A 26,173-nucleotide genomic window follows, 5' to 3' on the forward strand; every position below is an offset into this window, starting at 1 on the left:
CATGCGGGCCACGCCGAGAATCAAACCGCTGCTGCGTCGAAATCGTCAGCCCGAGAACGGTGCTCCGCGAGCATCGTTCTCGCTGCGAAAATTTCTGCTATTCGGCGTTGGCATGTCCGTGCTGTTTGGTCTGCGCTGCTTCGTGCCGGCCCTGTGCTTATTTGTTTATGCAGTCATTTTCTATGGATGCCTGGGGCTGGGCGCGAGCCTGACCCGCCAGGATCCGCAGGCTGCACAACTCTCGTCGATCGATATTCGCAATCGGTTCACTCTGCCAGCACTCGGCACCGTGATTATCTGCACCGTCGCGAGCCATTTTCTTTGGACTCTGTTCATTCTCTTTCTTCCGCTGGATGCGGATATGAAACACGCGTTTCTTGAAGTGCCCGTGGTCGGCGGCTTCGCATTGTTCCAGGTTCAACAATGGCTGTATGCGCTGCTACATACGGCGTTGCTCTTTTCCTTCTTTGCCAACTGCTGGAATGCAACCCGGGTCGATGGCTGCGAATGTCGCACGACGGCGGCCTTCAGCACGCTGTTGACGTTCAGTCATTTCGCGCAGCCCTACTTCGCCAAGTATTGGTTCGAATTTGTCTGCGGCACTCTTTCTCGCTAGAACCGCTTGCCGAGCAGCCTGGAAGTGTCACTCCGTTCACAGTAAACTGATTCAAACTGGCCGCTTGGTGAAATTGGCAGACACGCAAGACTTAGGATCTTGTGCCGAAAGGTGTGTGGGTTCAAGTCCCACAGCGGCCACTGTCCCCCCTCTTCCAGCTACGGCTGCGCGACGATTTCCTTCCTTTGACGACTGCCAATTTCTGCGGTACAACGGAGCCATCGCTTCCGCCCGCGTCTTCTTTCGCGTGAGTCCCGTCATGAGCACTGCCTTCTGCGAGAATACTGCGCAAACTGCCCTAGAACTCAAACATCCGCTGGTGCAGCACCACCTGGCCCGACTCCGCGATCAGACGACGCAGCCCGAAGAATTTCGGCAGCTCATTCAGCGCCTCGGCGTGCTACTGGCCTATGAAGCGACCAAAGACCTCGGCACGGAACCGGTCGAGGTGCAAACGCCCCTGACCACCACCACCTGCCACACGCTCGCGCAGCGGATCGGCCTCGTGCCGATTCTGCGGGCTGGGCTGGGTTTGGTCGATCCGATTTTAAATTTGATTCCGTGCGCCGAAGTCTGGCACCTCGGTTTGTATCGCGACGAAGCCACCGCCACACCCGTGGAGTACTACAGCAAACTGCCGATGTCGCATCCGGTTGACGTAGCTCTGGTGCTCGACCCCATGCTCGCCACCGGCGGCTCAGCCGTGGCCGCCCTGCAAGCCTTGCAACGCTGGGGCGTGAAGCAAGTCAAGCTTCTCTCGGTCATTGCCTCACGCGAGGGTGTCGAAACCGTGCAACGCGAATTTCCCGATACGCAAATCTATGTCTGCGTCATCGATCCGGAACTCAACAGTCGGAAGTACATCATTCCGGGCTTGGGTGACGCGGGGGATCGGATTTTTAATACCGGTTGTTAAGGCGCTGCGAATGAATCGTCGACCAGTTGTCCTCGCATTGTTGGTAACCCTGCTGGCACTCGTTGGCTGCGGCGGCGCATTGGATCGCGATCGGACGGTGAACGTCCAAGGCGACGACGCCGAGATGAACGCTGCCATTGAAAAAGCCCGCGAAACTCTGCCGAATTTCTGGGAGGCCTTTGAGAAGCGCGATCGCGGCGTTGGTGACTTTGCCATCAAGGTGAGAATCACCGATGCCAACGGAGTGGAGCATTTCTGGGCCAACAACGTCGAACGCAAAGATGGCAAGATCTTCGGCGTGATCAACAACGATCCGAACACGGTGAAGAGCGTGAAGATGGGCGATCGCATCGAGATCCCCGAAGCCGACATCTCCGATTGGCTCTACATGCGAGCCGACGGCAAAATGGTCGGCAACCGCACGCTCAGGCCGTTGCTGAAAACCTTGTCAGCCGATGAAGCAGCGAAGCTGCGGAGCATTCTGGCCGAGCCGTAAGCAACTGGCTCAGTCTTTGCTTTCTGCCCGGTGAGGAGACCGAAACTCTTCAACAAACAGCCCGCTCTCGTCAGCAGCACGACGGGCCTTGGGGCAAGGCTGCGGCACGCCGATAGTCATAGCCGACGTGAACAAAGGCGTTGTCGGCTTCGAATCGGCACCAGAATTCCTCGCGCAAAACGCCGCGCAATGCTTCGCGGAGTTGCTCGATCGTCAGCTGCTCACCTTCAGCAACCGGCGGATAGTCAATCAACGCGAGTTCGAGCCCGCAAACGGTAACTTGTGCCACCTGTGCTTCACTCAGAAAGGCAGCCGCCGCGCCGAGGTAGGCATCTTCTACTCGCTGATATTCCGCGAGAGTTAACTCGACGCCTTCATACACTCGACCAATATCGCTGCGCGACGTCCATTCGCTGCGCGAGTATGTACCCCGCGGCGTACGGAACTGCGGGTTGTACTTGGTGACGCGGAATTCGTGCATGTCGATTCTCGAATCAAACAGGCCACCTTGCCCGAAACCAGAGCAAGCTATCTTTCCAATTCTCCAAACCCGATTCTTTGTCGCGGCGGTAGACGAAAACAATGAGGTCGCCAAGTTGCCCAAAATGCGAGATGTCGGTTGCTACTCCGGTCTCCTTCGCCAGTTCTGGAAAGTAATCTCCGACCAGTCGAGGTTCGTGGCCTGCGATGGCAACTTCCTGTTCGATTTTCATCCCTTCGGTGTCGACTGCATAGACTCGTCCTTCGTTGGTGCCGGCTAGCGCCCATCGATCGTCGAGCCAGGCAAAGGATTCGGAGAACATATCGTCATCATCGTCCAGCGTCGCTTCCGCGAACTTTACCATCGAGTCAAAGTCAAAACGAACAATCTCCAGCCTCTCGGTGAGGAAAACCTGAAAGCTGCGACCACTGGGCGAAAAGACTGGCGGTGTAGTATTCGCTAGGTGTTGAACTAACGTGCAGGAAATTCCACTCTCTGTTTGCTGCAACCAATATATTTGCTGACCGTCTTGTCCCGCGCCCAACCACAGCGCGATCATTCCTGCGTAGTTGCCGACGTGAAACGAACAATAGCTGCCGGAGAAAGGGTCGTCGATTATTGTCTTCCCAACAATGTCACCCGACCGAGACTCGACGAGTTGGATTTCGCAATGTTCGCTGTCACGATTGGCAACGAGCCATAAGTAATCGCCCGTCGAATCAAAATGACAGTCCTCCCAGCCCTGTAAGGGCCAACTTTCCGAGCCGGGCAGGTGCTTTGTAATTTGAGTCCCAGTCTCGCCAAAATCATGAATTCGAAGCGAGCCGGTAGTTGCATCAATCCACGCAAAGCACTCCAACGTTGGATGCGGACAAACCGCCCGAATCTTTTCAGGCAGTTGAATGAGTTGCACTGATTGCGAACCGGGATGAACAATTGAAAGCAAGCGATCGTGAGTGGTTGCCAAGAATCGTTGCTGACTGCCGCGCAGAAAGAACGTTGCTCGATGCTCAAGATCAACTCCGCCATCTGGCTTTAGGTGCAACACGCCGATCTCCAATGACGCGCTCGCACGAACCTAGGGGTTCGTGCTACGCGACTTGACCTTTGCGACTTTTAGTTCATCAACCATCCCACAATTATTGAACCAATCCAAAGCAGTGCCGGAATCACGATGGCGAGCATGATAAATGATACGAGGCACGAACCTGGGAGTCTGCTTAGCAGATGACGGTACCAGGCCGGCTCAGGATCAAACGGGTCGGGCGATAAGTTTGGATCCGGATTCATTCGTTAACGCTCCGATCACGGGATGATGCCACTCGATTTTACCAGCCACAGCAGCGCGTCGTTACCTAAGAAAGGCTTCGATTTTGCGTGGCATTGCGGTACGACCTCGTGCAAAATTCATCGGCATACATGGGTAGAACCCATGCCACCCTGCCGAGCTGGGGATTGTCCCAATTAGATAGGAGTTTGTGATGGTAATAGAGACACGACTTGCTTGGCAAAAAGGTGATTTCGCAAAGTATGCTGAAGTCGCTCTAGAGGTTTCTGTATTGGAGGCTACGGGGCTCCAGGTGACCTACAGGCGTGAACTGACAGCGGCGCATCGACTTGCGATTGAATTTGGCGCAGCGATGTTTATCGAACGCTACAGCGCTGTTCTGCCGCACTGCCGTCAGTGTAAAATTGACGTAGTTAGCGTCCGAACCGCAGAGCCAGATACCACGTTGCAGTCGATTGCGTACGTAGTTTTTCAGGCATTGTGTAAGTTTTTCCAAGTTGGCAGCGGCGACTCATTCTATTTTTGCACCGAATCAGGCTGTTTTTCGACAAGGTAATTTCGGCACCACGATACACCGATCCTCGAGTTTGCTCGCGGCCCATTGAGTTTATTCGATCTCGCTCGCACAAACCTAGGGATTCGTGCTATGTGACTTTGTTAGCAAGTGATGGCCGTTGCGGCTACCAAAACCGCCACCACGGTTTTCCTTGCGGTGGCGTCGATGTCTTGAGCGGAGTTGCTGTGGCAGCTGGCTTTCGTTTTTTCTCTTTCGCCGCGTCTCTCACTGCTCGTTCAACATCGGCGCGAAACTCCTGTAAGCTCGCAGGCGGAGCCTCGCCTTCGTAGCTAACCACGGCGTCAAAAGATTCAGCCAGTGCAAATGATGCGATCATCGCACACGCGCACTCGCGCATACTCCCACCCCAACGAAACGTGATGCAGCAGTCTCGCGAGCCGACGAGGTGGCGATAGGAATTCATAAAGTCGGCCGCATTTTCGAAATGCATCTCCACGCCGGAATCATCGCCGTTGAGTTGGCACGGAACATATCCAACCACCGTGCGAGGCTGCAGCGCCGGATTCAGCTGAAGGTCAAAGCCGGCTTGAGTTATCGCCAATTGCCACTGTTCACGCGCGGGCAGCTTGCTCGACTGCAAAAACGCATGCTGTTCGTTTGCCATAAGGGGCGTCTCTCGGCGGAGTACCGACCTGATCTACCGAAGCTTAGTGTCGTTTATTTTGGGCGGGTATTCGTTGGAGGTAATGAGATTCGACCTCAGTGATTTAGTTTCGATTTCGCCCGGATTTCTGTGGATAGACGATTTCGAGTTTGCAAAACGGGCAATTTTCAGCTTCCAATTCGCTACCGTCGGCGATCCACGACTTGAACAGACCATTGCAACGCTTGCAAATTCGAGCTGTATGCGTAGTTACGCCTGTTCGAAAGCTCTGCTCAATTTGGTAGTTCAGCAATTGCAGAAACTTTGCGGTGCTTGCATGAGAAAGTCGCCTGTCATGGCGATAGTCCAAAATCATGTTGCCTAAATTTTTGATTTCCTCTTGCTCTGAATTCCTCATCTCCTCGACAACGCGGCAGCGCTCGTAAACCTGTTCAAGTTGCGCTAATTGTGCGGTTCTGTATTCAGCAAACGGTATCATCCCTTGGAACCTGGAGAACTGGTACGGTAATTGACGAAGCGAATACAAGTAGTGCACGAGGCGATGGACCAATCCGACCGTAAAGATGATCCGCTTTGTCGACGTCCGATTTTGAGCGAACCTGAGTAACTCCCGGTCATTGCAGTTCGCAATGATATGGTGATCGAACCAATCTGAATCCTCCTCCTGCAGATGAGCAAACTCTTCGTCGACTTCGCTCGTTTCTGCCCAGCGAGTAATCTCCTCGATTGTGAGTTTCATAGTCACTGTGATTACTCCTCAACAGGGGCGCAAGATGTGGGCCGCGAGTTTCCTCGCGGCCCGTTGAGTTTCGATGATGCACGCTCGCACGAACCTAGGGGTTCGTGCGGAGCGACATGTTTGGCGAACGCTACTTAGCGAGCACCAGCCGTGACGCCGGCTGCTTCGGCGAGCTTGTCGGCGAGGTCGGTCTTTTCCCAGCTGAAGGTGGCTTCGTCGCGACCGAAGTGGCCGCCGGCGGCGGTCTTTTGGTAGATCGGACGGCGGAGATCGAGGTGCTTGATGATGCCCTTCGGCGTGAGCGGGAAGAACTTGCGGATGAGACCGCAGATCACTTCGTCGTCGACGCGGCCTGTGCCTTGGGTATCGACGTGCACGCTCACCGGGTCGGCGACGCCGATGGCGTAGGCGAGTTGAACTTCGCAGCGATCGGCCAGGCCGGCGGCGACGATGTTCTTGGCGACGTAGCGGGCCATGTAAGCAGCCGAGCGATCGACCTTCGTTGGATCCTTGCCGCTGAACGCACCACCACCGTGACGGCCCCAGCCGCCGTAGGTGTCGACGATGATCTTACGGCCGGTGAGACCGCAGTCGCCGTGAGGACCACCGACTTCGAAGCGGCCGGTCGGGTTGATGAAGAACTTGATGTCGCCTTGGTTCAGTTCGGCCGGCAGTTCCGGAATGATGACGTTGTCGCGCACAAACTTGGTGATGTCTTCGTTGCTGACTTCGGGCGTGTGCTGCGTCGAGACCACGACGGCGTCGATGCGAACCGGCTTGTCCCCTTCGAATTCGACGGTGACTTGGCTCTTGCTGTCCGGACGGAGCCAGTTCACTTCCTTCTTGAAGCGGGCTTCGGTCAGGCGGTTGATGATGCGATGCGAGAGGGCGATCGGCAGCGGCATCAGCTCGGGCGTGTCGTTGCAGGCATAGCCAAACATCAGGCCTTGGTCGCCGGCGCCATCGCGATCGACACCCATGGCGATGTCGGGGCTTTGGCTGTGGAGGCGAACCTCGACCTTGCAGGTGTCGGCGCTGAAACCGATCTTGTCGTCGGTGTAGCCAACTTCGCGGATGACCTTACGGGCGACTTGTTCGAAGTCGACCTTGGCCTTGGTGGTGATTTCGCCGGCGAGGCAGCAGAAATCGGTGGTGACCAGCGTTTCGCAGGCGACGCGGCTCGCGGGGTCCTGGGCAAAGATGGCGTCCAAAATGCCATCGGAAATTTGGTCGGCCAACTTATCCGGATGGCCCATGCTGACAGATTCGCTCGTGAAAAAGTATTTGCCCGCGGCCACTGCTACGCTCCTGACGAAACAAGAAAAATTCGGAAGTGGCTGATTATAGAGCTTGGGATAGGCACTTCACAACGGCTAATTGGGGGATGGAACGGGCTTTGCCCAGTAAGCCCTAGCCAGCGGTGACTAGTTAGGAAACAGCGGTTTGCTGGTGGGGTGGCGTGGCGCTCGCAATTGCTTGCGGTCAATTCACCGCCCAAGCGCAACGCCCATAGCAGTATCAGCCAGAACTAATCGCGCAGCGTGAATTTCATCGCCCGATACAACCCTCGTATGAAAGAGCTCAGCCGGAGCGACGGCCAGCCATGATTGTGATGACGTTTCATCATCGTTTATCAATCTGCGTCGTCGGTCCGCTTTTGTACTCAATGACTCTCGCTCTCTCTAACAAGCTCTTCAGTTCCGCGTTCGCTGCATCTCGTTGCCTCAACTGGGTACGCAGCCGTCCTTCGGCGGCACGCGACAGCCACAAAGCAGTTCCCAGTCCCACGACTAAGATTAGCCAAAACAGATCGCGCAGGTTGAGTTGCATGCACGTCAGTCTACCCAGTTCGTCAAGCTGAACGCCAATCCGACTTGTTGGGCAACGGGGCTTATTGGGCAAAGCCCGCTGGAACGCGGACAAAACATCCACGCACTTAGACAACTAATTACCCCCGGCGAGGAACTAATTGGCCCGTCCGGATAAGGCGCTCTCGCTCTGCCCGCTGTTCCTTGCGGTTCATTTCCCGCCAAACTCGCCGATCAATTGTCTCTAGCGGCCAGAAAAAGCGGTTGGCCCACAATCCACAGTAGCGATAGTTGCTCTCACCATTCCGCCACCGGGAGTATTTTTCAAACTTTTCCGCCACTGGGTCGACTAGCACCAGATAGCTTCCCACGTAGATCGCCATGATCAAAAGCACACTTGCGAAGATCGGTGGGACGGCGCTACGCATCCTCGCTTTCATGCGAAATCACCTTCCACTTGCCGGCTACGAACGTGACTCGCCAACGCTCAACCGCACCGGAGACTCCATTGCCAGAGCGGAACATTATCATTATCTCCCCATCATGATCTTGGTTTACCCTGGCGAGGCGGAAATGAGGACCGACATCACTGTTCTTGCGGGCAAATTCAACCGCATCAATGAACGGTGCGGGAATCAGCGCTGACACACGCTGGTATTCGCGGCGCACCTTGGAAGTTTCAGTCCACCAGCCAATCGCAATTGCGATCACCAAAAGCAGCCAGAACAAATCGCGCAGGTTTAGTTTCATTAGGCGGGCTCTGATTGCACGTATGCTTTGATGACCAAGAGCGAATTGACAGTTACAATCGCGGCGACGAAGACCAACCCAAATCTCGCACCGTGAGTTCCACTTGTCAATTTACAAACGGCAACGTCACGAGAGTGGCACTTTCCCGTTGATAATCGCCCGCCCACGGCGAACAATGAAAGAGTTCGTGTGTCTGTTAGTGCGAGTCGCATGGATTTACCAGGAATAGCCTTATGGCGAGCAATGCTCCCCAAGTCGCCAGTTTTGCCCCGGCCGTCCGCACTAAGCGGAGCGGCAACGGGCTGCCGATCTGGGCCAAGATCGTGCTCGGTGTGCTGGGCACGCTCTCCTGCATCGCCATGGTCTATGGCTTTGTGAGCCTGTTTGGCCGGGTGCATGGGACAGAGTTGTGCGCCGAGACGCTCGAACGGCGGTCGTTTTCGTTCCTCGAGGTGCCGTTCATCGGCTGGCAGATTCAAGCCACGAAATATGTCGACATCAGCGGCACGCTCGAAGGCTACCTGGCCACGGAAAAGCTCGTGCCGGCTCCGCCAGCCGCGAAAAAGACCTGGCACCTCATCACTTTGACTCGTGGCATGACCAGCGTCCGTCGCGGCCAACCCCAAATTCTCTGCCGCTATCTCGACGCCCTCAACAGCAAACACGAGAGCGCCTGGCTGGCCTGGAGCAAAGACAACCCGCAACTCGCCCCGCATGTCTGGCAAGGCGTGTGCGATCTGGCCTTGGCCGGTGAATACACGGCAGTGCCCGACCTGATGGAGCTGCCCCGAGGAGCTACCGATGCCGTGGCTCTGCAAAAGGAGATTCAGCGGGTGGTAAAAGAAGCGGTGACGGCGCCAGCACCAGTGGAACCGAAGAAATAGCAAAAAGCCATCGCATAAATGGCATATCGGGCAGGTGTTATAAAATGTTATATTCTGGACCGAATATAACACTCCATTTTCGGCGCAAGTCGTTCTCTACAAACGACTTTTACAAGAAACAGAAAATCTCGCCGGGTGTTATATAACACCCCCTCGGTATAGCGTGATCGCTGGCCCGCGGCAAGTTAGGCAATACCGCGCTTGCGGAGTTCGCCGACGACGTTTTGGACGATCCGCGCGACGTGGTCGGCATCGACCGGCGGCGGCACCTTGCAACCGCCGGCGGGCTCTGAGGTGAAGCCTTCGGCAGCGAGGAGGCATTGCAACTGGTCGCTCAGTTTGCGGAGCTGGTCGAGCTGCACATCAGACTTCGGTTGGCGACTCGGGCCGGGATCGATGCCGCGGAGCTTGAGCGCAGCGCGGAAGCCGTCGGGGAACTCGGCCGAATAGAGCATGGTGTCGAACAGCGGTAGCAGGCGATATTGCAGATCGCGGGCTTCGTCGATCTTGCCGGCGATAGTCAGTTCGTAGAGCTTCTTGGTGATCTCGGGTGCCACGCCGCTGGTGGCGTTCGTTCCGCCATCGCAGCCGATCAGCAGCATGGGCATGAGGGCGGCATCCCAACCAGTGAAGAAGCTAAAGTCGGGCCGCAGCGACCGAACGGCGGCGATCATGCGCATCATGTGCGGCAGATCGCCCGAGCTGTCTTTGATGGCGACCACGCGCGGGCACTCTTCGGCCAGACGTTGCACGGTCGGCACGTCGATGGGCGAGGCGAACATCGGGATGTTATAGAGCGTGATATCGATCGGGCTGTTGTCGGCGATCTCTTTGAAATAGGCATACACGCCGGCCGGCGACAGCTTGTAATAAAAGGGCGAAACAATGGCGACGGCGCGGCAACCCAGCGTGTGGTAATGCTCGCAAGCCTTGATCGTTTCGCGAGCGTTGGCTTCGGCGGCCCCGGCGAGAATCGGCACGCGGCCGCGAGTTTGATCGGCCATGATCTCGATCACGCGGCGGCGTTCCTCGACCGTGAACCGCGTGAACTCGCCGGTGCTGCCGTTGGGATACAAGCCATGCACGCCGTGATCGATCAGCCAATCGACATACCGCCGCAGCTCGGGCTCGTTGATGTCGGCGTTCTTATCGAGCGGCACGATGTTCGGAGTGAAGATGCCGCGAAGGCGGTTGTCGGCGGTGGGCATGGTGGTGAATCGTGCGGGGAGGAATATTCGGGCGGGCTCGATGCGAATGCGAGTCTTGCGGAACAATACAGGCTAATTCGGCTGGCGACCGCTGCAAGTTTTCGCAAGCTGCGGTTCATGCTGCTGGTATCGAAAATGCCGGCCAGCTAGTACAAAAAGCACTGCGAACTCGACACTGCTCAGCATAGCGTAAATGTCCTTTCCCGAGGTTCCTCTCCGTGCAATCAGGCCGTTCACCGAAAAAACGCCCGCGGCCCGGCCGCGAGGATTTGCCCCGCAAGGAACCGGCCCGCGAAGAAAAACCACGCGAGGCCGCAGCCATCGCTCGGCAGCAATTTGAATCCAGCGAATTGCTCGCGCGACTAGGCCTGCGCTGGACGGGCACAGCAGCCATCCTGGCCGGCATTCTTTTTTTCTGGACCTGGCTGTTTCTCGATAGTGCTAACCGCGGCACAATCTTGCTCGGCATCATGCGGCCGGAAGATCTGATCGGCCAATGGTTGGGCCATATTGGTCACGCCAAACCGCCGCTGGGATTTTTCGATCGCGCGCCGATCGTGCTCACGGCTTTATTCATTCTGGTGGCGAGTCTCGGGCCTGGCTCGCTGCTGGTGAGTTGGCTCACGGGAAAAAAAGTCGAAGACAAACTTGAACACATCGTGCTCGCGCTCGGCGCGGGATTGAACCTAGGCTCGCTGCTGGTGCTCGCCGGTGGCATGTCGACACCGGGCGCACTGCGCGAGCCCTGGTGGATTTGGCTGGGACTGCTGATCGGCCTGTTATTGCTGCCGGTTGCCGTGTGGAGATTGTTGGGAACTGCCGACGAGAACGTGGAGCAAATCCCGCTCACGAAAGACGAGAAGCAAAGCTGGCTGGCTCGCTGGGGTTGGATTTTTATCGCTCTGCTGAGTCTGCCGTATTTGTTCGGCGGTGTGCTGCTGTCGTGGGACTTCGACGTACGCGAGTATCACCTGCAAGCGCCGAAGGAATGGATGCAGCGCGGGCAGATTGAATTTCTGCCGCACAATGTCTATGCCAACATGCCGCTCGGAGCCGAGATGCATGCGATCACGGCTACGTCGATTCTCGGCGCCGGCGATGAAGCCTGGTGGCTCGGCGGCTTGACCGGCAAGCTGATCGTTTCGCTCTACGCGCCGCTCACCGCACTGTTGCTGTGGAGCATCGGTCGGCGACTGGGGAACGTGCAAGTCGGACTGATTGCTGCCGTTTGCTACTTGACGCTGCCCTGGGTCGGGCACGTTGCCATCAGCGGCTTGAACGACGCGGTCCTCGGCTTTTATCTGCTCGCTTGCTGGTGGGTTTGGTGGCGGGGCGAAGCAAATTGGCGGGCGCTGTTGCTGGCTGGTTTCTTTGCCGGAGCAGGCGCCGCCGTGAAATATCCCGCGGCAATCTTCGTGGTCATGCCGCTGGTGATCGAGACGCTGCTGCGAAAGTTCCGCCTCCGCGGCGGTCAGGCCGCGCAGGTCTCACACCTAGAGAAACTTCGTCAGGCCGCGATCGCCATGGTCTTGCTGCTGATCGGTGGTCTGGCCGGCAGTGGCCTGTGGTATGCCAAAAATGCGATGCTGACCGGCAACCCGGTTTATCCACTCCTCGCCAAGACGCTCGGCGGCGAAACCCGTACGCCGGAGAAAGATGCCCGCTGGGTCAAAGCCCACGCCGTGCCGGAGGATAAAGCGGGGCGCCGGTTCACCGTCGCCGATGTCATCCAGCGAGCGAGTTCCTTTGCCATTCGCTCACCACTAGCCAGCCCGTTGCTCGTGCCGCTGGCCCTCTGCGGTTGCCTCGCGGTGCTGCAACAGTGGCGTTCCAAGTCGCGGCAGTCACAAACGATCGAGCGATTCGCCCGGCTTGCCGTCGGCCTCGTCGCGTTTAATTTTGTCGCCTGGTATCTGCTGACGCACCGCATCGATCGATTTCTGGTTCCCGCCCTGCCGCTGCTTGCGCTCTTGGCGGGGTTTGGTTATGCCTGGCTAAAGGACAACGCCGGCTCAGCCATCGCCCGCACATTTCTCGCGGTTGGTTTGCTTTACAGCGTGCTCGTGCTCACCGGCTTTGCTGCCGTGGTCGATGCTCGGTGGTTCGTCGCGCTGAAGTATCTGCGCGAGGATCCGGTAATCTCCAATGACCCCATGGACCTCGCACTTTTGCGTCTCACGCCAGCCGAGCACTGGCTGAACGAACGTCTGACCGGCGACGGCGGCGTGCTGCTGGTCGGCGGCGCCTGCGTGTGGGATTTGAACGGCAAGTCGCAAGCGACGAATGTTTATTACAACACGTGCTTCGACGATTGCGTGCTGCTGAATTGGCGATCGGGAAAAAAGACCGTCGAGGAATTTCGCGAGGAGTTCACCAAACGCAACGTGAAGTATCTCTGCGTCGATTGGAACGAACTGCGGCGATACATGAGCGAGGGGAACTACGGCTACGATCGACGTTTCTCGGCCAAGGATTCGCTGAGTCTGTTCAACAATTTCGAACACACGCGACTGCTCAAGCAGGAGATCAGCTTCGGCGAGGAGCGGGAATTTCTCGGTTTCGCGCCCCGGCCGTCGCAGGTGATCTATCGCGTGCTGACGGCAGCCGAAGCAGCGTCGGAAGCGGCGGCTGAGCGTCGCCAGAAAGCGGCGACGAAAAACATCAAGCCCACTCCGCAAGCGGAGCCGCCGAAGTCGGCGAACCAATCGAGCACGTCGGAATGACGGCCGACGAACGACTGAGTCCACTCATCCAGACCGCCGTAGGCAATCACGAGCAGGAACACGCCGAAGTAACCCCACTCCCGCCGCGGTCGCCAGGTTTCATAGGCCGAGCATAAGAGAATGGTGAGGACGCAGAACGCACTCGAGTGCTGATATTTGTCGAGCGAGTTCGCCGCCCCCGGCAAGGCGATCGGCACGTGGGTGGCAATGAACTGCAGCGTCCACCAGGCTCCCGCCACCAGCGACAGCAAGAACAGCCGCGAGCGAAAAGCATGGGCCGGCTTGGCGTAAGGTGGGTCGAAGGTGCTCATGATCGGCGAATCGACCGGCGCGGCAAGAAAATCGGCTCAGAACAATGGAGTATAACATTGGAATCGAAGTTGGCTCAGGCTTGATGCTGCGTGACGCAGTTCGCGGGATGATTTATGACGGTTTTGGTGACAGGTGGCGCGGGTTTTATCGGCAGTCACCTAGCGCATGCGCTTTTAGAGCACTCCGCAGCCGCAAATTCGCCGCTGGCCAGTTCTACGATCGTCGTCCTTGATAATTTCAACGATTACTACGACCCGCAGCTAAAACGCCAAAATGCTGCCGAACTGGCGAAGTCGCCTCGGGTGCGGATTGTCGAAGCCGACTTCTGCGATACTGCCGCGATGGAGCAACTGTTTGCTGAGCAGCGTTTCACGCACGTCGTGCATCTGGGTGGTTCTCCGGGCGTCCCTTACAGCGTGAATCATCCGGCCGAAGTGCTGCACAACAATGTGCAAGGAACGCTGTCGTTGCTCGAAGCTGCCCGGCGACATCCGGTCGAGCGGTTTTTGTTCAGCAGCAGTTCGACGGTCTACGGCCCGGGAGCGAAAGCGCCGTTCGTCGAAGACGCGCCGCTCGGCACCCCGGCCAGTCCCTATGGCGTGAGCAAGCGCGCCGCGGAATTGCTGGGACTCAACTACGCCAAGCTCCACGGCGTGCCGTTTGTTTCGCTCCGGCTGTTCAATGTTTACGGCGTGCGGATGCGCCCCGAGTTATCGCTCGCGGCATTTGCCACTGCCGTGAAAAACGAAAAGCCGATTCGCCTCTTCGGCGATGGAAGCGTGCTGCGCGACTTTACGCACGTCAGCGATATTTGCCGCGGCGTGATCAGCGCGCTCACCGCGCCGAACATCGCGGGCGAATGCCTGAACCTCGGCCATGATCAGCCGGTGATGATGCGCGATCTGATCACGCTCATTGAGAAATGCGCGGCGAAGAAGGCGCTCATCGAGCGCCTTCCCGCGCGATCGGAAGACATGCCGCTGACACACGCTGATCTGACGAAGGCCCGCCGGCTGCTGGGATATCAACCGGCGGTTTCGCTCGAACAGGGCGTGCGCGATTTTGTGAGCTACTAGCGAACGGCCAATTGGGCGCGCGACGCACGGAAGAAGCCGAACTTCTCCAGCGACTTATAAACTTCCTCAAGCGTCTTCTCGCCGAAGTTGGCGATGCTGAGGAGCTGCGACGGGGTGCTGTTGAGCAGGTCGCGGACAGTGAAGATGCCGCGCTCTTCCAGGCAGTTGGTGGTGCGGACCGAGAGGCCGATTTCGGCCGTGCTCATTTCCAACCGTTCCTTTTGTTGGCGAGCTTGTTCGTCTTGGCGGCTGAGCGGAATGCGGGTACGGCTCATGGGGTTCCCTCCCGAAAAACTGGGTTCAAACTGCAAACCTGGCTGGGCGTCCAATCGTTGGAAGCCAATCAGCCGGGCGAAAGTATAATGGCTCGTCACTCATTTTCCACATGCTAGCGTGAATTTTTCCAAGAATGATTCATGAAGTGACAGCAGACTTATGCTAGCTCGCCTCCGCCGCAAACGGCGACGAATTTGGTAAAATCGAAGCATGGACGCCGAGCAAAACCACCTCCCCCTGACGGATCTCTTCGCCTCGCTGACTGCCGCCCAACTGGCCGCTGTGGAGCACATTGATGGCCCGATGCTCACGCTGGCCGGGCCGGGATCGGGCAAAACCCGCGTCGTCACGCATCGCATCGCAAACTTGCTCCGCCACGGCATTCAGCCGCGGAGCATTCTGGCGCTGACCTTTACCAACAAAGCAGCCGCCGAAATGAAATCCCGCCTCGCGAAGCTCGCGCCTGGGCAGCCCGTGTGGATGGGGACGTTCCACCGCTTTTGCGCTCGCATGCTCCGCATCTACGCGCGGTATGTCGGCCTCGGCGAGAACTATTCCATCTACGACATGGACGACAGCCGCAAGTTGCTGAAGCTCGTGCTCGAGGAGCAACAGGTCTCACTGTCGCACACCTCGCCCGATGCGATTGCCCACGCCATCAGCACGGCCAAGAACAATCTGATCACGCCCGACAAGTATCGCGAAGCCTCGCTCTACGGCAGTTCGCTCAGTCACACGGTCGATCGCGTTTATCCCGCGTATCAAAAGGCGTTGCTCGCCGCGAACGCGGTTGATTTCGACGACATGCTGCAACACGTCGCGGTGCTGCTGCGCGAGAGTCCTGAGGTACGGAAGAAACTCGACTCGCAATATCGCTACATCCTGGTCGACGAGTATCAAGACACGAACCTGGCTCAGTATGCGATCATTCGCGCCTTATCGATCGACCATCCGAACCTGAGCGTGACCGGCGATCCCGATCAATCGATCTACGGCTGGCGCGGCGCGAGCGTGCGAAACATTCTCGAATTCGAGCACGATTTTTCGAACGTGAAAACAGTGCGGCTCGAGCAGAACTACCGCAGCACGCAGGCGATTCTGCGTGTGGCCGATGTGCTCATCTCGCACAACACACGGCGGAAGAAAAAGAAACTCTGGACCGAAAACCCTGAAGGTGAAAAAGTTCGGCTGACCTGCTACCCCACGTCGAACGACGAAGCCGAGCAGATCGCTAATCAGATTGCGACCTACGTGCGGCAGGGGCGGTATCGGCCGCGCGACTTCGCGATTTTCTTCCGCACCAACGCGCTTTCGCGGCAGTTCGAGCACGGCCTGCGCGAGCACGTCATTCCGTATCAAATCGTCAACGGCCTCGAGTTCTATCAGCGGATGGAAATCAAGGACGTGATGGCTTATTTGCAACTGCTGAACAATCCGCGCGACAACGTCGCGCTGCGGCGGATCATCAATACGCCGACCCGCGGCATTGGCAAAAGCACGCTCAACAAGCTGCAGGACCATGCAGGCCGCAAAAACATCTCGATGCTCGAAGCCGCCCGCCAGGCCGGAGTTGTCGAAGGGCTGCCGAAAAAATCGGCAGTGGCCGTTGCCAAGTTCGTCGCGCTCGTCGACAAGTTGAACGTCGCCCTCACAGCCGAGGTCGAACACATCGTCGGCTTGGTGTTGAGCGAATCGGGCTATCGCGAAGTGCTGCAGAATTCCGAGAGCGAGGAAGACCAAGAACGCTTGGCGAACTTGGAAGAACTCCTCACGGCAGCGAGGCAGTTCGACGTAACGCATCCCGAAGGTGGCAAGCTCGAAGCCTTTTTGGAAGAGACCGCGCTCGTCTCCGATACCGATGCCTTCGATTCCGAAAACGACCGCGTCTCGCTGATGACGATGCACGCGGCGAAGGGCCTGGAATTTCCCGTCGTCTTCATCGTCGCCTGCGAACAGGGCTTGCTGCCGCACGAACGGAGCCGGCATGACGAAGAAAAACTCGAAGAAGAACGGCGACTGCTGTTTGTGGGCATCACCCGAGCTCGCGAAGAGTTGCAGCTGAGTTACGCCGGGTACCGCATGTTCCGCGGTGTGAATGCGCCGACCGTGCCGAGCTCATTTTTGAATGAACTGCCGAAGGAAGAGATGCAGCGGCAGTTGCCGAGTAGTTCGTTACGCAGAGCCTGGCAGGATCCCGAATCGCAGTTGCCCGACGATGACGATTTTGCCGCCGAGTTGCCGCCTGATGAACTGCCGACGCCAAAGTCGAAAACGCGAATCGATCCCGAGGAGGATTTTTCGCAGATCGAACCGCCGGCTGCCAAGAAGAAGGTGCTCGATAAGCGGTTCTCGCTGATGAGCGGCGCCGATCTTCTTTCGCAGCAAGCCGACACTGGCCCCCGTTTTGCACCACATCTGTTCAAGCACGGCATGAGCGTGTTGCACCCTGAGCACGGCCTGGGCACGATCGTGGCGTTGGGCGGCGAAGGACCAAAACGAACGGTCACCGTTCACTTCGAAAAGGAAGGCCGCGAACGGCGGTTCTTTTTGATTCACGCCAAATTGGAACCGGTGGAGATGGATTCATAGATTTGAGCATTGAAAACATCACCCGGTGAATTGTTCGCGCCGAATGCGGATACTAAAGCAGCGACACATTTTTCACTGACAACGAGAGCAGACATCATGAAGGCCTTAATCACTGGCGCGACCGGCTTTGTCGGTAAGCGTTTGCTGCATCGTTTGAACGAACCCGCCGTAGTCCTCTCGCGTAACGCGGCGAAAGCGGAGAAGACGCTGTCGGCGTTCAAGGTGAAGGCGTTTAACTGGGACGCTGAAAATCAACCCGCGCCGGCTGAAGCATTCGATGGCGTGGACGCGGTTTTTCACCTAGCTGGCGATCCGGTTGCCGAAGGGCGCTGGACGGAAGAGAAAAAACGTCGCATGCGGGCCAGTCGCGTCGAGGGAACTCGGAACCTGGTGAATACGCTCGCTCAGTTGCCGAAAAAACCGCGAGTACTCGTAAGCGCGTCGGCAGTCGGCTACTACGGCGACCGTGGCGACGAAGTCCTTACCGAAGATGCCGATCCACGCGATGATCTGCTCGCCGAAGTGTGTGTTGCCTGGGAGCGCGAGTCGCACGCGGCCCGCCACGCCGGCATTCGCGTCGTCAACCCGCGCATCGGGATCGTACTCGGTGAAAAAGGGGGCGCGATCAGCAAAATGCTCACGCCGTTCAAATTCGGCGTCGGCAGCCCGCTCGGCACGGGCAAGCAATACATGCCCTGGATTCACATCAACGATCTCGTCAGCTTGATGCTATTTGCTGCCGAGCGCGATTCCATCAGCGGTCCGCTGAATGGAACGGCGCCAAATCCGGTGACCAACTATGAATTCACCAAGACGCTCGGCCGCGTTTTGAACCGGCCGACGTTCATGCCAGCGCCGCCCAACTTCATGCTGAAGTTGCTCATTGGCGAGTTTGCCAACGTGCTGCTGGCTTCGCAAAACGCCGTGCCGAAGCGGCCGCTCGACGCCGGGTTTCAATTTCAATATCCCACGCTAGAACCGGCGCTGCGGGAAATCTTGAATTAGGCATCTCGTGGGAACTGCACGATGGGATTTTCGATCTCGTACGCGACGACGCGCCCGCTCACGCCGTCTGAAGCAACGCAAATACGCGCCGCAGCCGATGAGTTGATCCAAGGCTACACCTGGCTCAGCTGCGAGCCGGTTTACTTTGGTCAGGATCTGCAGGCCGGTCGACTCAGCGGTTCGAGCAAACCGAATTTCACGCCGCACGAGGATGACATTGCCTCGGCCAGCGCTGAAGACTTACCCGATGGCACGGTGCACGAAATGCTCGACATTCTCTGCGAGCTATCACGGCGTTTTGGCGTCGATTTCGAATGTGCTCACGACCATTCCGAAGGGCCGGCCGGCTACATTCGCGACGGCGAATGCGAAGAAGAGCTCCGCGACCTGATCTCAGCCTTTGCCAGCGTCGTCGATTTTGCCCAGGACGGACTGGATGGCATGGGCCAGGATTTTGACCTGGAGCACCGGGAAGATCCGGATGACGACGACGAGGACCGCGGGCCATCGATTTTCAAGTTTCCTGGCCGGTAGCGCTCCTGACGCATTCACTCCTCGAGATTCTCTCTTCCATTGCGATAGATCCGCTCGAGCAACCAGCCCCAGATCAGGTACTGCGCGCCGATGAGCATAAAGACGCCCGCGCCGATCATCACCACGAGCGAGAAGTAGCCCAGCGTGAGAAACGTCAAGGCCACGATTGCAAACATCAAGCCGACGCCGGCGAGGACGATGGTCCACGCCGACGAACGGGGCTTTTCGTTGAAGTCTGGCGGTGGTGGCTGCGGTGGAACGGGCTTGGCTGACATGCCCCTATGATAGCAGTAGTACGGACCATTGGTCCGCTCCTGGCAGCGGTTAGCTCGCAGAATTTGTTGAACTCGCACATCCGGACGGACCAATGGTCCGTCCTACGTGATGAAACTTCCTTTCGCGAAGCGAAGGCGACTCTAGTTCATATTCTTTTTCTTCTTTTTGTTTTCCTGTTTCTTCGCCGCCGGAGCATCGGGCGCACTGGGCTCGGCTTGTTCTTTGTTCCAAGCGTCGTACAGCGATTGCAACTCCTTCACCTTTTCGGGCTGATCCTTGGCAAGATCTTTCGATTCGCCGATGTCAGCGGCCAGGTTGTAGAGTTCCGGCTTGCCACTGCCACCCTTCGACACTACCAGTTTGTAATCGCCGTGGCGAACGGCCCACTGCTCACCAAACCGCCAGTAGAGCGTTTCGTGTGGGCGGGCTTTGTTTTCGCCGGTCAGGTATGGCATCAGGTTCAAACCGTCGAGCTTGGCCGAGCTATCGACCGGTGCGCCGCAGGCAGCGAGTGCCGTCGGCAACACGTCGAGATTGAGCACCGGAAAGTCATACGTCTGGCCGGCCGGCAGCTTGCCCTTCCACTGGGCGATGAAGGGAACGCGTGGACCACCTTCAAAGGTCGTCATCTTGAAGCCCCGCAGCGGGCCGTTGTTCGAGGTCGTCCCTTGCGTCGGACCGCCGTTGTCGCCGATGAAATAGATCATCGTGTTTTCTTCTTGCTTCAGCTCGCGCACTTTTTCCAGCACGCGACCAATGGCATCGTCCATGGCCGACATCGCCGCAGCGAAGTGCTTCCGCTTTTCGTCGGTGATGTTCGGAAAACGGTCGAGATACTTTTGCGGCGCTTGCAGCGGAGCATGCTGAGCGTTGAACGGCAGATAGAGGAACCAGGGCTTGGTCTTGTTCTTCTCGAGCCAATCGAGTGCTCGTTCGGCGTAGGCTTCGGTGGTGTAGAACTTTTCGTCCTGCACTGTCGAGGCCTGGTTCGAGACGCGGGTATCGACGAAGTTGGTCGGATGAAAGTAGGGCGTGTTGCCCAGCGTGCCGAAGTATTCATCAAAGCCGCGTTTCGTCGGCAGATTCTCGGGCTGATTGCCGAGATGCCACTTGCCGACGATGGCCGTTGCATAACCCTGTGCTCGCAGGCGGTCGGCGAGCGTCGTTTCCTTCGCCGCCAGGCCGACCTTGTTGGCCACGCTATTGAACTCGTGCCCAAACCGCGTGGGATAACGGCCCGTCATCAAGCCGGCCCGCGAAGGGCTGCAGTAGGTCGCCGCGACATAACCTTGCGTGAAGCGCAGGCCGTTCTTGGCGATCGAATCGATGTGCGGCGTAGGAATGTCTTTGCCACCCTGGCAACCGGTTTCGCCCCAACCCAGATCGTCGGCGTAAAGGATCAGCAGATTGGGCTTGTCCGCGGCTTGCGACGAAATCGCCAAGCCCACGCCGAACAGCAAGCAGAATAGAAATGAACCGACTCGCATAACTTCTCCCAATGAACGAAGTGAATGATTGGGCAGCAGTTGTCTGGTCCCGAGACGCGCCGAAAGGCGACGCCGCTAATGGAAGCGGTCGGTAGAAACTTGTCAATCGGCTCGCCGCGGTTCGCGCGAGGAATTCATCGATTTACAAGCCATTTTCGTTATCTCCAGGGCGAAGTAAGCTCCTCTGCCAGCCCCCCACTGACAGGCTGCTTGGCCAGTTCGGCCAGCTGCCGCGCGATGTCGCCGGCCCGACTGGCAACGTCGTTGAATTCCCAGCGATCGTCGGGCTTGGCGTAGAGCTCGAACTGTTCGCCGTCGTCGTTTTGCACAACTCGCAATTGCCAAGCCGACGTCCGCACCAGTTGCTGCTGACCGGCGGCAGCGAGGAGCACATCGCGACTCACGGCGGGTTCGCCACGCACGATGCGCAGCAGGCTTTGCAACTGCGTTGTCTCGTCCGTGGCCCAGCCGTTCGCATCAGCGAGCGTGGCGAAGAGATCGGCCGGCTGACACAGTTCTTGCGTGCGTAGCAGCGCACCTTCGCCGTGCGGAAAACGAACACAGCAGGGAACGTGCAACAACTCACCGTATAGAGCCTGGTCGCATTCGCCTAAGCGAAGATGTTCGCCGAGAGGATAACCACGCGGCGAAGTCACGGCGAAGAGGAGCGAGTCGCGCTGCGGCAACTCATCGATCGCATGCAGGATGGCTTGTAAGCCGCTATCGATCACCGAAACCTGGCCGGCGTAGGCGTGAGCGAGTTGCAACAGCTCATCCGGGTCGTGATCTTTCGCGAGCAACTGTTGCGGCGGTTCGACACTTTCCGACGGTGTGGGATCATCTTCGTCGGCAAACTGCTGGCGAAGTTCCAGCGGCGCATCCCAGCTGCCGTTCATCGCTCGCGCATGAATCCAAAGCAATTGAGGCCGATCAGTTTCCTTCCAGGCTTCGAGTTGAGCGAGGGCCGCATCGAGCAGACGGATGAAAGACGTCTGCTCGATTTCTTCGGCAGGGCGTTTCGCCGGTTCGTGTTTCACCAGGTGCAGCTCATCGAAATCGGCAGCACCGGGCAACTGCGCGATGGCTTCATCGTCGGTCACCAGCACCGTATGACAGCCGGCCAGGCGAGCGAGTTGCGGCAGTGAAGTAGTTTCATTGCCGCCCTGCCAATAGCTGCGGTAAGCGATAGCCAAATCGGGCGAATTGGCCAGCAGATGTTCGCACAGCAGCGACTGACTGGCGAGCCGATTGAACCCGGGCGTTTCGAGCCAGGTGTTGCCATAGGGGCCGAGATAACCGGCGCCGAGACGATCGATGACGAGAACGATTGCGCTGTTTACAGAATTCATCCGGTCAATATACCGCCTCGTCGAGGCAGTGCTGGTGGCTCAGGGGCAATGTCGCGGCATCAACTCATTGCACTCGCCAGGACAATTTCAGCAGGCAAATGGTTCGCGCCGCGCACCTGTGACCGTCTTACTTCGCCGCCACTGGCTTCCAAATCGGCGGCTTCGGCGCCAGGCGATAGGCTTGGGCAAATGGATCCTGGCGGATACGCGTCGAGCCCGACGTCGAAGTCGCAAACAGCGGCAGAATCGGCGTGCCGTCGGAGCGGGTTTCGTACTGCCCCGTGCGCGACTGGCACATCAGCAATCCACCGACGAGACCGCCGGGCGTTTCGCCGATCAGAATGTCGATGCGCGTCGGCCCCTTCACGCCGAACCATTTGCCGGCGTAGGCGGTGCGATTGCCCGAGACGCCCGGACCGCCGAAATCCTGCCGCAGCGATTGATCGTAGCTGCCGCCAGTACCGACGTTGCACATGGGCACCCACGAGCCATCGAGCACGGGTTGCTTGTTGACGTAGACGAGGAGCATGTCGTCGAAGAAGCCGACGAAGCGATACTCGCCGGCGGCCGGCGGAATGACCGTCCCGGAGAAGTGAACCATCCAGCCGCGCGGCTCAACCTTGCCGGCCACGTCGAATTCGGCGGGCCCTTCGTTGGCGCTCGTATTGGCGGGAATCATCAGCTGCGAGTACGACAGCTGGGTATCGGCTTTGTAGTAGCGCGAAGTAATCGTCTCGGCAAAGTCGCTGGCGACCATCGAGTTCACATTGCGGATGTATTCTTCGAACGAACCGCCGTAGTTGAGTTTGTTCTGTTTGCGGTCTTGTTTGAAATCGTAAAAGCTGCCGAGCAAGCCGCGACCGCCACCTCCGCCGCCGCTTCCCGAACTGCCGCCCATGCCCATTGAGGATGAGCCGAACAGCCCTTTTCCCTTGCCCGTGGAACCGCCAGTGCCGGTGCCGCTCAGGGCAAGGCCGGAGCCAATCATCGGGCCGATGCCGAACGCACTGCCGCCTCCCATGCCGCCGCCAGCTCCCGATACGAGCGCTTGAATGCCCTTGTCGTCAGAAAAACCACTGGCGAGATCGGCCGAATCCTTGGCAATGGCAGAGGCCGCCGCGTCGGCATCGACCATACTATTAGCTGCGTCGGCCAACTGCTCGGAAACATTGGAATCGGCTTCGCCCAGCGACTCGTTATCGAACTTGGTCAACTCGACACTTACATTCGTGCCGTAATCGTCCCCGAATAGACTTTCGAGCGACGGCCCGCTCCCCTCACCGGCAGGCCGGTCGGCGATGGCGGGCAAGAAAATAGCGGCCAGGACCAGCAGGGTCGTGTGAAAGAGGAAGCTGTAGAAAGTCGACAAAAAGCCGACGCGGTCCTGAAGAATCTGCATAGGAAGTATCGATAGCGAACCATTTCAGCGCGATTGAAGCACACCACAGATCTGGCGAGCGGCTCCCAATAGCAAGGGCTGTGCCGGGCGGCAAATTGCGCGAAAAGCGAAGCAAACGAGTTCCAAACGGAGAGTTTGCGATAGTAGCCGAGTTGGGTCAGCTAACTCGCTGCGACGATTTCGACGGCGGTGTCGATTCGCTCAACAGATCTAAGGACTTTTGCAGCAATCTCCAGCGGGCCAAGCAGTCCACGCCAGCCCGCCCGTTCTTGACACTCTTTTCCCCCACCGATACATTTTTAGCTGACACGGAGATGTAGGCATTTGGCAGGGCTGCACGGTCGTGCGCCTTCACCAAAGCGGATCGTTTTCGCGTCAGGTTAGTACATTGAGTCGAGCGTTTTAACCGGCGCGAGCTGCTCGATAGGGTAGGTCGCGTTTTTTTGTTGATTGAGGCAAAAATTCAGGTGTAAATCGCGGCGTATGGCCAGCTTGCAACTCCTTGGCGTGTCGAAGGTTTTCGCTTCGAAGCCCACTCGCGAGGTGCAGGCGGTTCAGTCAGTCGATTTGGAAGTGAAGGATGGCGAACTCCTCGTTTTGTTCGGGCCCAGCGGCTCGGGAAAAACGACTCTCCTGCGAATCATCGCAGGGTTGGAGCAGCCGACCGCGGGCAGGGTGCTGCTGGGAGGAGTCGAAGTGACTCAACAGCCGCCCCGCGAGCGGAACGTAGCCTTCGTCTTTCAGCACGGCAGCTTGTATGGCCATTTGACCGTCGAGCAGAACCTAACGTTTGCTCTGGATCAGCAACGGGCGAGTCGAAGTTGGTGGGGTTCAGGCAGTGCAGCGCGGGGCGAGCTGAGTAATCAGCAGATCGCCGCTCGCGTGCGAGAGGTGGCGGAGCAAGCAGGCATCACGGCCTGGCTGGGGCGACGACCGGCGGAGTTATCCGGCGGTGAGCAACAGCGAGTGGCCGTGGCGCGAGCGCTGGTTCGCCAGCCGCAGTTGCTGCTGATGGATGAACCTTTTTCCAGCCTGGATTTGCCCGTTCGGCAAACGCTGGTGCGTGAGTTGAAGCAGCAGTTGCGAGAGCAACAGCAAACGGCAATTTACGTGACGCACGATCTGGCCGAGGCCTTGGCTGTGGCGGATCGAGTGGGTGTGCTGATCGGTGGACAGTTGCGGCAGATTGGTGATCCTCGCGAGGTGTTTGCAAAACCGGCGGGGGACCAGATCGCTGCGTTGTTCGCTCCGCTGCGGCTGACGGAACGGCCGGGCTGGTGGTGGAATGTTGGAGTACCGTCTTCAGGCGGCTGATCGTTCGAACAATTCGGGAAGGCAAACAAATATGAATCCCGCTGACATGCTGCGGATCGTCGATTCGATCCATCGCGAAAAGAACATCGACAAGGAAGTCGTATTTCAAGCCATCGAAGCCGCTCTGGTGAGCGCCGCTAAAAAGAGCTTCGGCGAAACCGCCGAAGTGACGCTGCACATCGACCGCGCGACCGGCGCGATGTCGGGCACGCACAACGGCGAAGCGATGGGTGGCGAAGAAATCAGCGGCCGCATCGGCGCGCAGACCGCCAAGCAAGTCATCATTCAAAAGATCCGCGAAGCCGAACGCGATGCGCTGCTCGGCGAATTCGGCACGCAGATCGGCCAAATGGTCATCGGCACCGTAACCCGCGTCGAAGGTGGCGCCACGATCGTGTCGCTCACCAACAACGTCGAAGCCATTCTGCCGCGTTCGGAACAAATCCCTGGCGAATCGCACAATGTCAGCGAACGGGTCCGCGCCATCATTTTTGAAGTCAAGCCGCAAGGCTCGCGCGTCAAGGTTGTCCTCAGCCGCACTCGGCCGCAGTTGGTGCAGCGCTTGTTCGAACAAGAAATTCCCGAAGTCAGCGAAGGTGTGATCTCGATCAACGCCATCGCTCGCGAACCGGCTCACCGCAGCAAGGTGGCCGTCAGCAGCACCGACCAACGCGTCGATTGCGTCGGCGCTTGCGTTGGTATCCGCGGCAACCGCATCAAGAACATCGTTGATGAACTCGCCGGCGAACGGATCGACATCATCCGCTGGAGCGACGATCCGGAAACGCTCATCCGCGAAGCCCTCAAGCCCGCCGAAGTCGATCAAGTTCTGCTCTGCGATATGATCGGCCGCGCGATTGTGCTGGTCCGCGAAGATCAGCTCTCGCTGGCCATCGGCCGCAAGGGTCAAAACGTTCGCCTGGCCAGTAAGCTCTGCGGCTGGGACATCGAAATCATGACCAACGACGAGCTCGAACAGCAAATCGACCGAGCCGTCGCTGGTTACATGCAGATCGAAGGAATGACCGAAGAGTTGGCCTCGCGGCTCGTCGAACAGGGCTACCTGTCGTACGACGATCTCGAAGTGATCGAGCCCGATGCCCTGATGGAAATGGGCGGTCTCGACGAAGAGCAAGTCGACAAGATCGTCAAGCAAGCCGAAGACCTGGCCGCCACGGCCAACAAAGCGGCCGAAGTCGAGAAGGCCCGCAAGCGGCTCGAAGAAATCGAAAGTGGCGCCCGCGACGCAAAGGGAAATCGGAAGCAGCCGCCGAAGAACGCTCCCAAGCCGCCACCGGCGCCCAAGGCTGAAGAACCACCACCAGCCCCGCCGGCTGCTGAGTAGTCAATTCTGAAACTCCCTCGCCCCGATATTCCGGGGAGAGGTTGGGGTGAGGAGCTTCCTCGCTCCTTTCTTACGCGGTAATTCTGTGCCTGTCCCGGCATGCTGAGCCCTTACGCGCCCC

General features: G+C 58.2%; 24 protein-coding genes, 1 tRNA gene and 1 pseudogene. 13 read left to right on the plus strand and 13 right to left on the minus strand.

The window, feature by feature from the left end; translation table 11 throughout:
• Position 1 precedes the first annotated feature (1 nt).
• The 4 genes from M9Q49_RS21980 to M9Q49_RS21995 all read left to right on the plus strand — a co-directional run bounded on the left by M9Q49_RS21980 (position 2) and on the right by M9Q49_RS21995 (position 2,028).
• Positions 2-616, plus strand: coding sequence for a hypothetical protein (locus tag M9Q49_RS21980; protein WP_254510984.1), 615 nt, complete (start codon positions 2-4; stop codon positions 614-616).
• Positions 617-674: 58 nt separating this feature from the next.
• Positions 675-756 (plus strand) — tRNA-Leu (locus tag M9Q49_RS21985).
• Positions 757-875: 119 nt separating this feature from the next.
• The gene (gene upp / locus M9Q49_RS21990) at positions 876-1,532 is read left to right on the plus strand and encodes a uracil phosphoribosyltransferase (RefSeq protein ID WP_254510985.1); all 657 of its coding nucleotides are present in this window, start codon (positions 876-878) and stop codon (positions 1,530-1,532) included.
• A gap of 10 nt (positions 1,533-1,542) precedes the next feature.
• The gene (locus tag M9Q49_RS21995) at positions 1,543-2,028 is read left to right on the plus strand and encodes a YegJ family protein (RefSeq protein WP_254510986.1); all 486 of its coding nucleotides are present in this window, start codon (positions 1,543-1,545) and stop codon (positions 2,026-2,028) included.
• A gap of 70 nt (positions 2,029-2,098) precedes the next feature.
• Here M9Q49_RS21995 and M9Q49_RS22000 read toward each other — a convergent pair whose 3' ends face one another.
• Both M9Q49_RS22000 and M9Q49_RS22005 read right to left on the minus strand, forming a co-directional pair.
• A complete protein-coding gene (locus M9Q49_RS22000; protein ID WP_254510987.1) occupies positions 2,099-2,509 on the minus strand; it encodes a hypothetical protein in 411 nt (136 codons plus the stop codon).
• 13 nt (positions 2,510-2,522) lie between these two features.
• Positions 2,523-3,557: a hypothetical protein gene (locus M9Q49_RS22005; protein WP_254510988.1), complete on the minus strand. Its 1,035-nt coding sequence runs from the start codon at positions 3,555-3,557 to the stop codon at positions 2,523-2,525.
• Between the two features lie 433 nt (positions 3,558-3,990).
• Between M9Q49_RS22005 and M9Q49_RS22010 the strand changes: the two genes are divergently transcribed.
• Positions 3,991-4,353 carry a hypothetical protein gene (locus M9Q49_RS22010; RefSeq protein ID WP_254510989.1) on the plus strand — a complete coding sequence of 121 codons (363 nt, stop codon included), beginning with the start codon at positions 3,991-3,993 and terminating at the stop codon, positions 4,351-4,353.
• 124 nt (positions 4,354-4,477) lie between these two features.
• Here M9Q49_RS22010 and M9Q49_RS22015 read toward each other — a convergent pair whose 3' ends face one another.
• The 4 genes from M9Q49_RS22015 to M9Q49_RS22030 form a co-directional block, all read right to left on the minus strand.
• Positions 4,478-4,978 (minus strand): hypothetical protein, encoded by a 501-nt coding sequence (locus tag M9Q49_RS22015; protein ID WP_254510990.1) that lies wholly within the window; start codon positions 4,976-4,978, stop codon positions 4,478-4,480.
• Between the two features lie 103 nt (positions 4,979-5,081).
• On the minus strand, positions 5,082-5,723 hold the full coding sequence (locus M9Q49_RS22020) for a hypothetical protein (RefSeq protein WP_254510991.1): 642 nt from the start codon (positions 5,721-5,723) through the stop codon (positions 5,082-5,084).
• A 128-nt stretch (positions 5,724-5,851) separates the two neighbouring features.
• On the minus strand, positions 5,852-7,015 hold the full coding sequence (gene metK / locus M9Q49_RS22025) for a methionine adenosyltransferase (RefSeq protein ID WP_315861188.1): 1,164 nt from the start codon (positions 7,013-7,015) through the stop codon (positions 5,852-5,854).
• Between the two features lie 930 nt (positions 7,016-7,945).
• Entirely contained in the window at positions 7,946-8,275 is a 330-nt protein-coding gene (locus tag M9Q49_RS22030) for a hypothetical protein (protein WP_254510992.1), read from the minus strand.
• 233 nt (positions 8,276-8,508) lie between these two features.
• On the opposite strand from M9Q49_RS22030, the gene M9Q49_RS22035 reads away from it, so the two are divergent.
• A complete protein-coding gene (locus tag M9Q49_RS22035) occupies positions 8,509-9,159 on the plus strand; it encodes a hypothetical protein (protein ID WP_254510993.1) in 651 nt (216 codons plus the stop codon).
• A 185-nt stretch (positions 9,160-9,344) separates the two neighbouring features.
• Here M9Q49_RS22035 and M9Q49_RS22040 read toward each other — a convergent pair whose 3' ends face one another.
• On the minus strand, positions 9,345-10,367 hold the full coding sequence (locus M9Q49_RS22040) for a dihydrodipicolinate synthase family protein (protein WP_254510994.1): 1,023 nt from the start codon (positions 10,365-10,367) through the stop codon (positions 9,345-9,347).
• 1,058 nt (positions 10,368-11,425) lie between these two features.
• Here M9Q49_RS22040 and M9Q49_RS22045 point away from each other — a divergent pair.
• Positions 11,426-11,791: pseudogene (locus M9Q49_RS22045) on the plus strand (glycosyltransferase family 39 protein); the annotation flags it as partial.
• 1,160 nt (positions 11,792-12,951) lie between these two features.
• Here M9Q49_RS22045 and M9Q49_RS22050 read toward each other — a convergent pair.
• Positions 12,952-13,401 (minus strand): VanZ family protein, encoded by a 450-nt coding sequence (locus M9Q49_RS22050; RefSeq protein ID WP_254510995.1) that lies wholly within the window; start codon positions 13,399-13,401, stop codon positions 12,952-12,954.
• Between the two features lie 114 nt (positions 13,402-13,515).
• On the opposite strand from M9Q49_RS22050, the gene M9Q49_RS22055 reads away from it, so the two are divergent.
• Complete coding sequence (locus tag M9Q49_RS22055) at positions 13,516-14,478, plus strand: NAD-dependent epimerase/dehydratase family protein (protein ID WP_254510996.1); 963 nt, start codon at positions 13,516-13,518, stop codon at positions 14,476-14,478.
• On the opposite strand, the gene M9Q49_RS22060 is transcribed toward M9Q49_RS22055, so the two are convergent.
• The gene (locus tag M9Q49_RS22060; RefSeq protein WP_254510997.1) at positions 14,475-14,753 is read right to left on the minus strand and encodes a DNA-directed RNA polymerase subunit alpha C-terminal domain-containing protein; all 279 of its coding nucleotides are present in this window, start codon (positions 14,751-14,753) and stop codon (positions 14,475-14,477) included. The genes M9Q49_RS22055 and M9Q49_RS22060 overlap by 4 nt on opposite strands.
• 211 nt (positions 14,754-14,964) lie before the next feature.
• Here M9Q49_RS22060 and M9Q49_RS22065 point away from each other — a divergent pair, with 211 nt between their 5' ends.
• From M9Q49_RS22065 to M9Q49_RS22075, 3 genes are all read left to right on the plus strand, one after another.
• On the plus strand, positions 14,965-17,343 hold the full coding sequence (locus M9Q49_RS22065; RefSeq protein ID WP_254510998.1) for an ATP-dependent helicase: 2,379 nt from the start codon (positions 14,965-14,967) through the stop codon (positions 17,341-17,343).
• Between the two features lie 96 nt (positions 17,344-17,439).
• The gene (locus M9Q49_RS22070) at positions 17,440-18,348 is read left to right on the plus strand and encodes a TIGR01777 family oxidoreductase (RefSeq protein ID WP_254510999.1); all 909 of its coding nucleotides are present in this window, start codon (positions 17,440-17,442) and stop codon (positions 18,346-18,348) included.
• 21 nt (positions 18,349-18,369) lie between these two features.
• On the plus strand, positions 18,370-18,882 hold the full coding sequence (locus M9Q49_RS22075) for a hypothetical protein (protein WP_254511000.1): 513 nt from the start codon (positions 18,370-18,372) through the stop codon (positions 18,880-18,882).
• Positions 18,883-18,896: 14 nt separating this feature from the next.
• Here M9Q49_RS22075 and M9Q49_RS22080 read toward each other — a convergent pair whose 3' ends face one another.
• The 4 genes from M9Q49_RS22080 to M9Q49_RS22095 all read right to left on the minus strand — a co-directional run bounded on the left by M9Q49_RS22080 (position 18,897) and on the right by M9Q49_RS22095 (position 23,393).
• Positions 18,897-19,157: a hypothetical protein gene (locus M9Q49_RS22080; protein ID WP_254511001.1), complete on the minus strand. Its 261-nt coding sequence runs from the start codon at positions 19,155-19,157 to the stop codon at positions 18,897-18,899.
• A gap of 141 nt (positions 19,158-19,298) precedes the next feature.
• Positions 19,299-20,645: a sulfatase family protein gene (locus tag M9Q49_RS22085; RefSeq protein ID WP_254511002.1), complete on the minus strand. Its 1,347-nt coding sequence runs from the start codon at positions 20,643-20,645 to the stop codon at positions 19,299-19,301.
• A gap of 158 nt (positions 20,646-20,803) precedes the next feature.
• On the minus strand, positions 20,804-21,994 hold the full coding sequence (locus tag M9Q49_RS22090; protein ID WP_254511003.1) for a sulfatase family protein: 1,191 nt from the start codon (positions 21,992-21,994) through the stop codon (positions 20,804-20,806).
• 127 nt (positions 21,995-22,121) lie between these two features.
• Positions 22,122-23,393 (minus strand): hypothetical protein, encoded by a 1,272-nt coding sequence (locus tag M9Q49_RS22095; protein WP_254511004.1) that lies wholly within the window; start codon positions 23,391-23,393, stop codon positions 22,122-22,124.
• Positions 23,394-23,876: 483 nt separating this feature from the next.
• Here M9Q49_RS22095 and M9Q49_RS22100 point away from each other — a divergent pair, with 483 nt between their 5' ends.
• Positions 23,877-24,707, plus strand: coding sequence for an ABC transporter ATP-binding protein (locus M9Q49_RS22100; protein ID WP_254511005.1), 831 nt, complete (start codon positions 23,877-23,879; stop codon positions 24,705-24,707).
• 31 nt (positions 24,708-24,738) lie between these two features.
• Positions 24,739-26,052, plus strand: a complete 1,314-nt coding sequence (nusA, locus tag M9Q49_RS22105) for a transcription termination factor NusA (protein WP_254511006.1) — start codon at positions 24,739-24,741, stop codon at positions 26,050-26,052.
• Positions 26,053-26,173: the final 121 nt, after the last annotated feature.

The organism is Anatilimnocola floriformis (genome assembly GCF_024256385.1).
Taxonomy (GTDB): Bacteria; Planctomycetota; Planctomycetia; order Pirellulales; family Pirellulaceae; genus Anatilimnocola; species Anatilimnocola floriformis.

Coding starts and splice junctions, on each gene's coding strand:
- M9Q49_RS21980 (WP_254510984.1), top strand. CDS start 2: ATGCGGGCCACGCCGAGAATCAAACCGCTGCTGCGTCGAAATCGTCAG.
- M9Q49_RS22035 (WP_254510993.1), top strand. CDS start 8,509: ATGGCGAGCAATGCTCCCCAAGTCGCCAGTTTTGCCCCGGCCGTCCGC.
- M9Q49_RS22060 (WP_254510997.1), bottom strand. CDS start 14,753: ATGAGCCGTACCCGCATTCCGCTCAGCCGCCAAGACGAACAAGCTCGC.
- M9Q49_RS22050 (WP_254510995.1), bottom strand. CDS start 13,401: ATGAGCACCTTCGACCCACCTTACGCCAAGCCGGCCCATGCTTTTCGC.
- M9Q49_RS22080 (WP_254511001.1), bottom strand. CDS start 19,157: ATGTCAGCCAAGCCCGTTCCACCGCAGCCACCACCGCCAGACTTCAAC.
- M9Q49_RS22095 (WP_254511004.1), bottom strand. CDS start 23,393: ATGCAGATTCTTCAGGACCGCGTCGGCTTTTTGTCGACTTTCTACAGC.
- M9Q49_RS22010 (WP_254510989.1), top strand. CDS start 3,991: ATGGTAATAGAGACACGACTTGCTTGGCAAAAAGGTGATTTCGCAAAG.
- M9Q49_RS22100 (WP_254511005.1), top strand. CDS start 23,877: ATGGCCAGCTTGCAACTCCTTGGCGTGTCGAAGGTTTTCGCTTCGAAG.
- M9Q49_RS22030 (WP_254510992.1), bottom strand. CDS start 8,275: ATGAAACTAAACCTGCGCGATTTGTTCTGGCTGCTTTTGGTGATCGCA.
- M9Q49_RS22015 (WP_254510990.1), bottom strand. CDS start 4,978: ATGGCAAACGAACAGCATGCGTTTTTGCAGTCGAGCAAGCTGCCCGCG.
- M9Q49_RS22040 (WP_254510994.1), bottom strand. CDS start 10,367: ATGCCCACCGCCGACAACCGCCTTCGCGGCATCTTCACTCCGAACATC.
- M9Q49_RS22055 (WP_254510996.1), top strand. CDS start 13,516: ATGACGGTTTTGGTGACAGGTGGCGCGGGTTTTATCGGCAGTCACCTA.
- M9Q49_RS22000 (WP_254510987.1), bottom strand. CDS start 2,509: ATGCACGAATTCCGCGTCACCAAGTACAACCCGCAGTTCCGTACGCCG.
- M9Q49_RS22085 (WP_254511002.1), bottom strand. CDS start 20,645: ATGCGAGTCGGTTCATTTCTATTCTGCTTGCTGTTCGGCGTGGGCTTG.
- M9Q49_RS22090 (WP_254511003.1), bottom strand. CDS start 21,994: ATGAATTCTGTAAACAGCGCAATCGTTCTCGTCATCGATCGTCTCGGC.
- nusA (WP_254511006.1), top strand. CDS start 24,739: ATGAATCCCGCTGACATGCTGCGGATCGTCGATTCGATCCATCGCGAA.
- M9Q49_RS22065 (WP_254510998.1), top strand. CDS start 14,965: ATGGACGCCGAGCAAAACCACCTCCCCCTGACGGATCTCTTCGCCTCG.
- upp (WP_254510985.1), top strand. CDS start 876: ATGAGCACTGCCTTCTGCGAGAATACTGCGCAAACTGCCCTAGAACTC.
- M9Q49_RS22075 (WP_254511000.1), top strand. CDS start 18,370: ATGGGATTTTCGATCTCGTACGCGACGACGCGCCCGCTCACGCCGTCT.
- M9Q49_RS21995 (WP_254510986.1), top strand. CDS start 1,543: ATGAATCGTCGACCAGTTGTCCTCGCATTGTTGGTAACCCTGCTGGCA.
- M9Q49_RS22070 (WP_254510999.1), top strand. CDS start 17,440: ATGAAGGCCTTAATCACTGGCGCGACCGGCTTTGTCGGTAAGCGTTTG.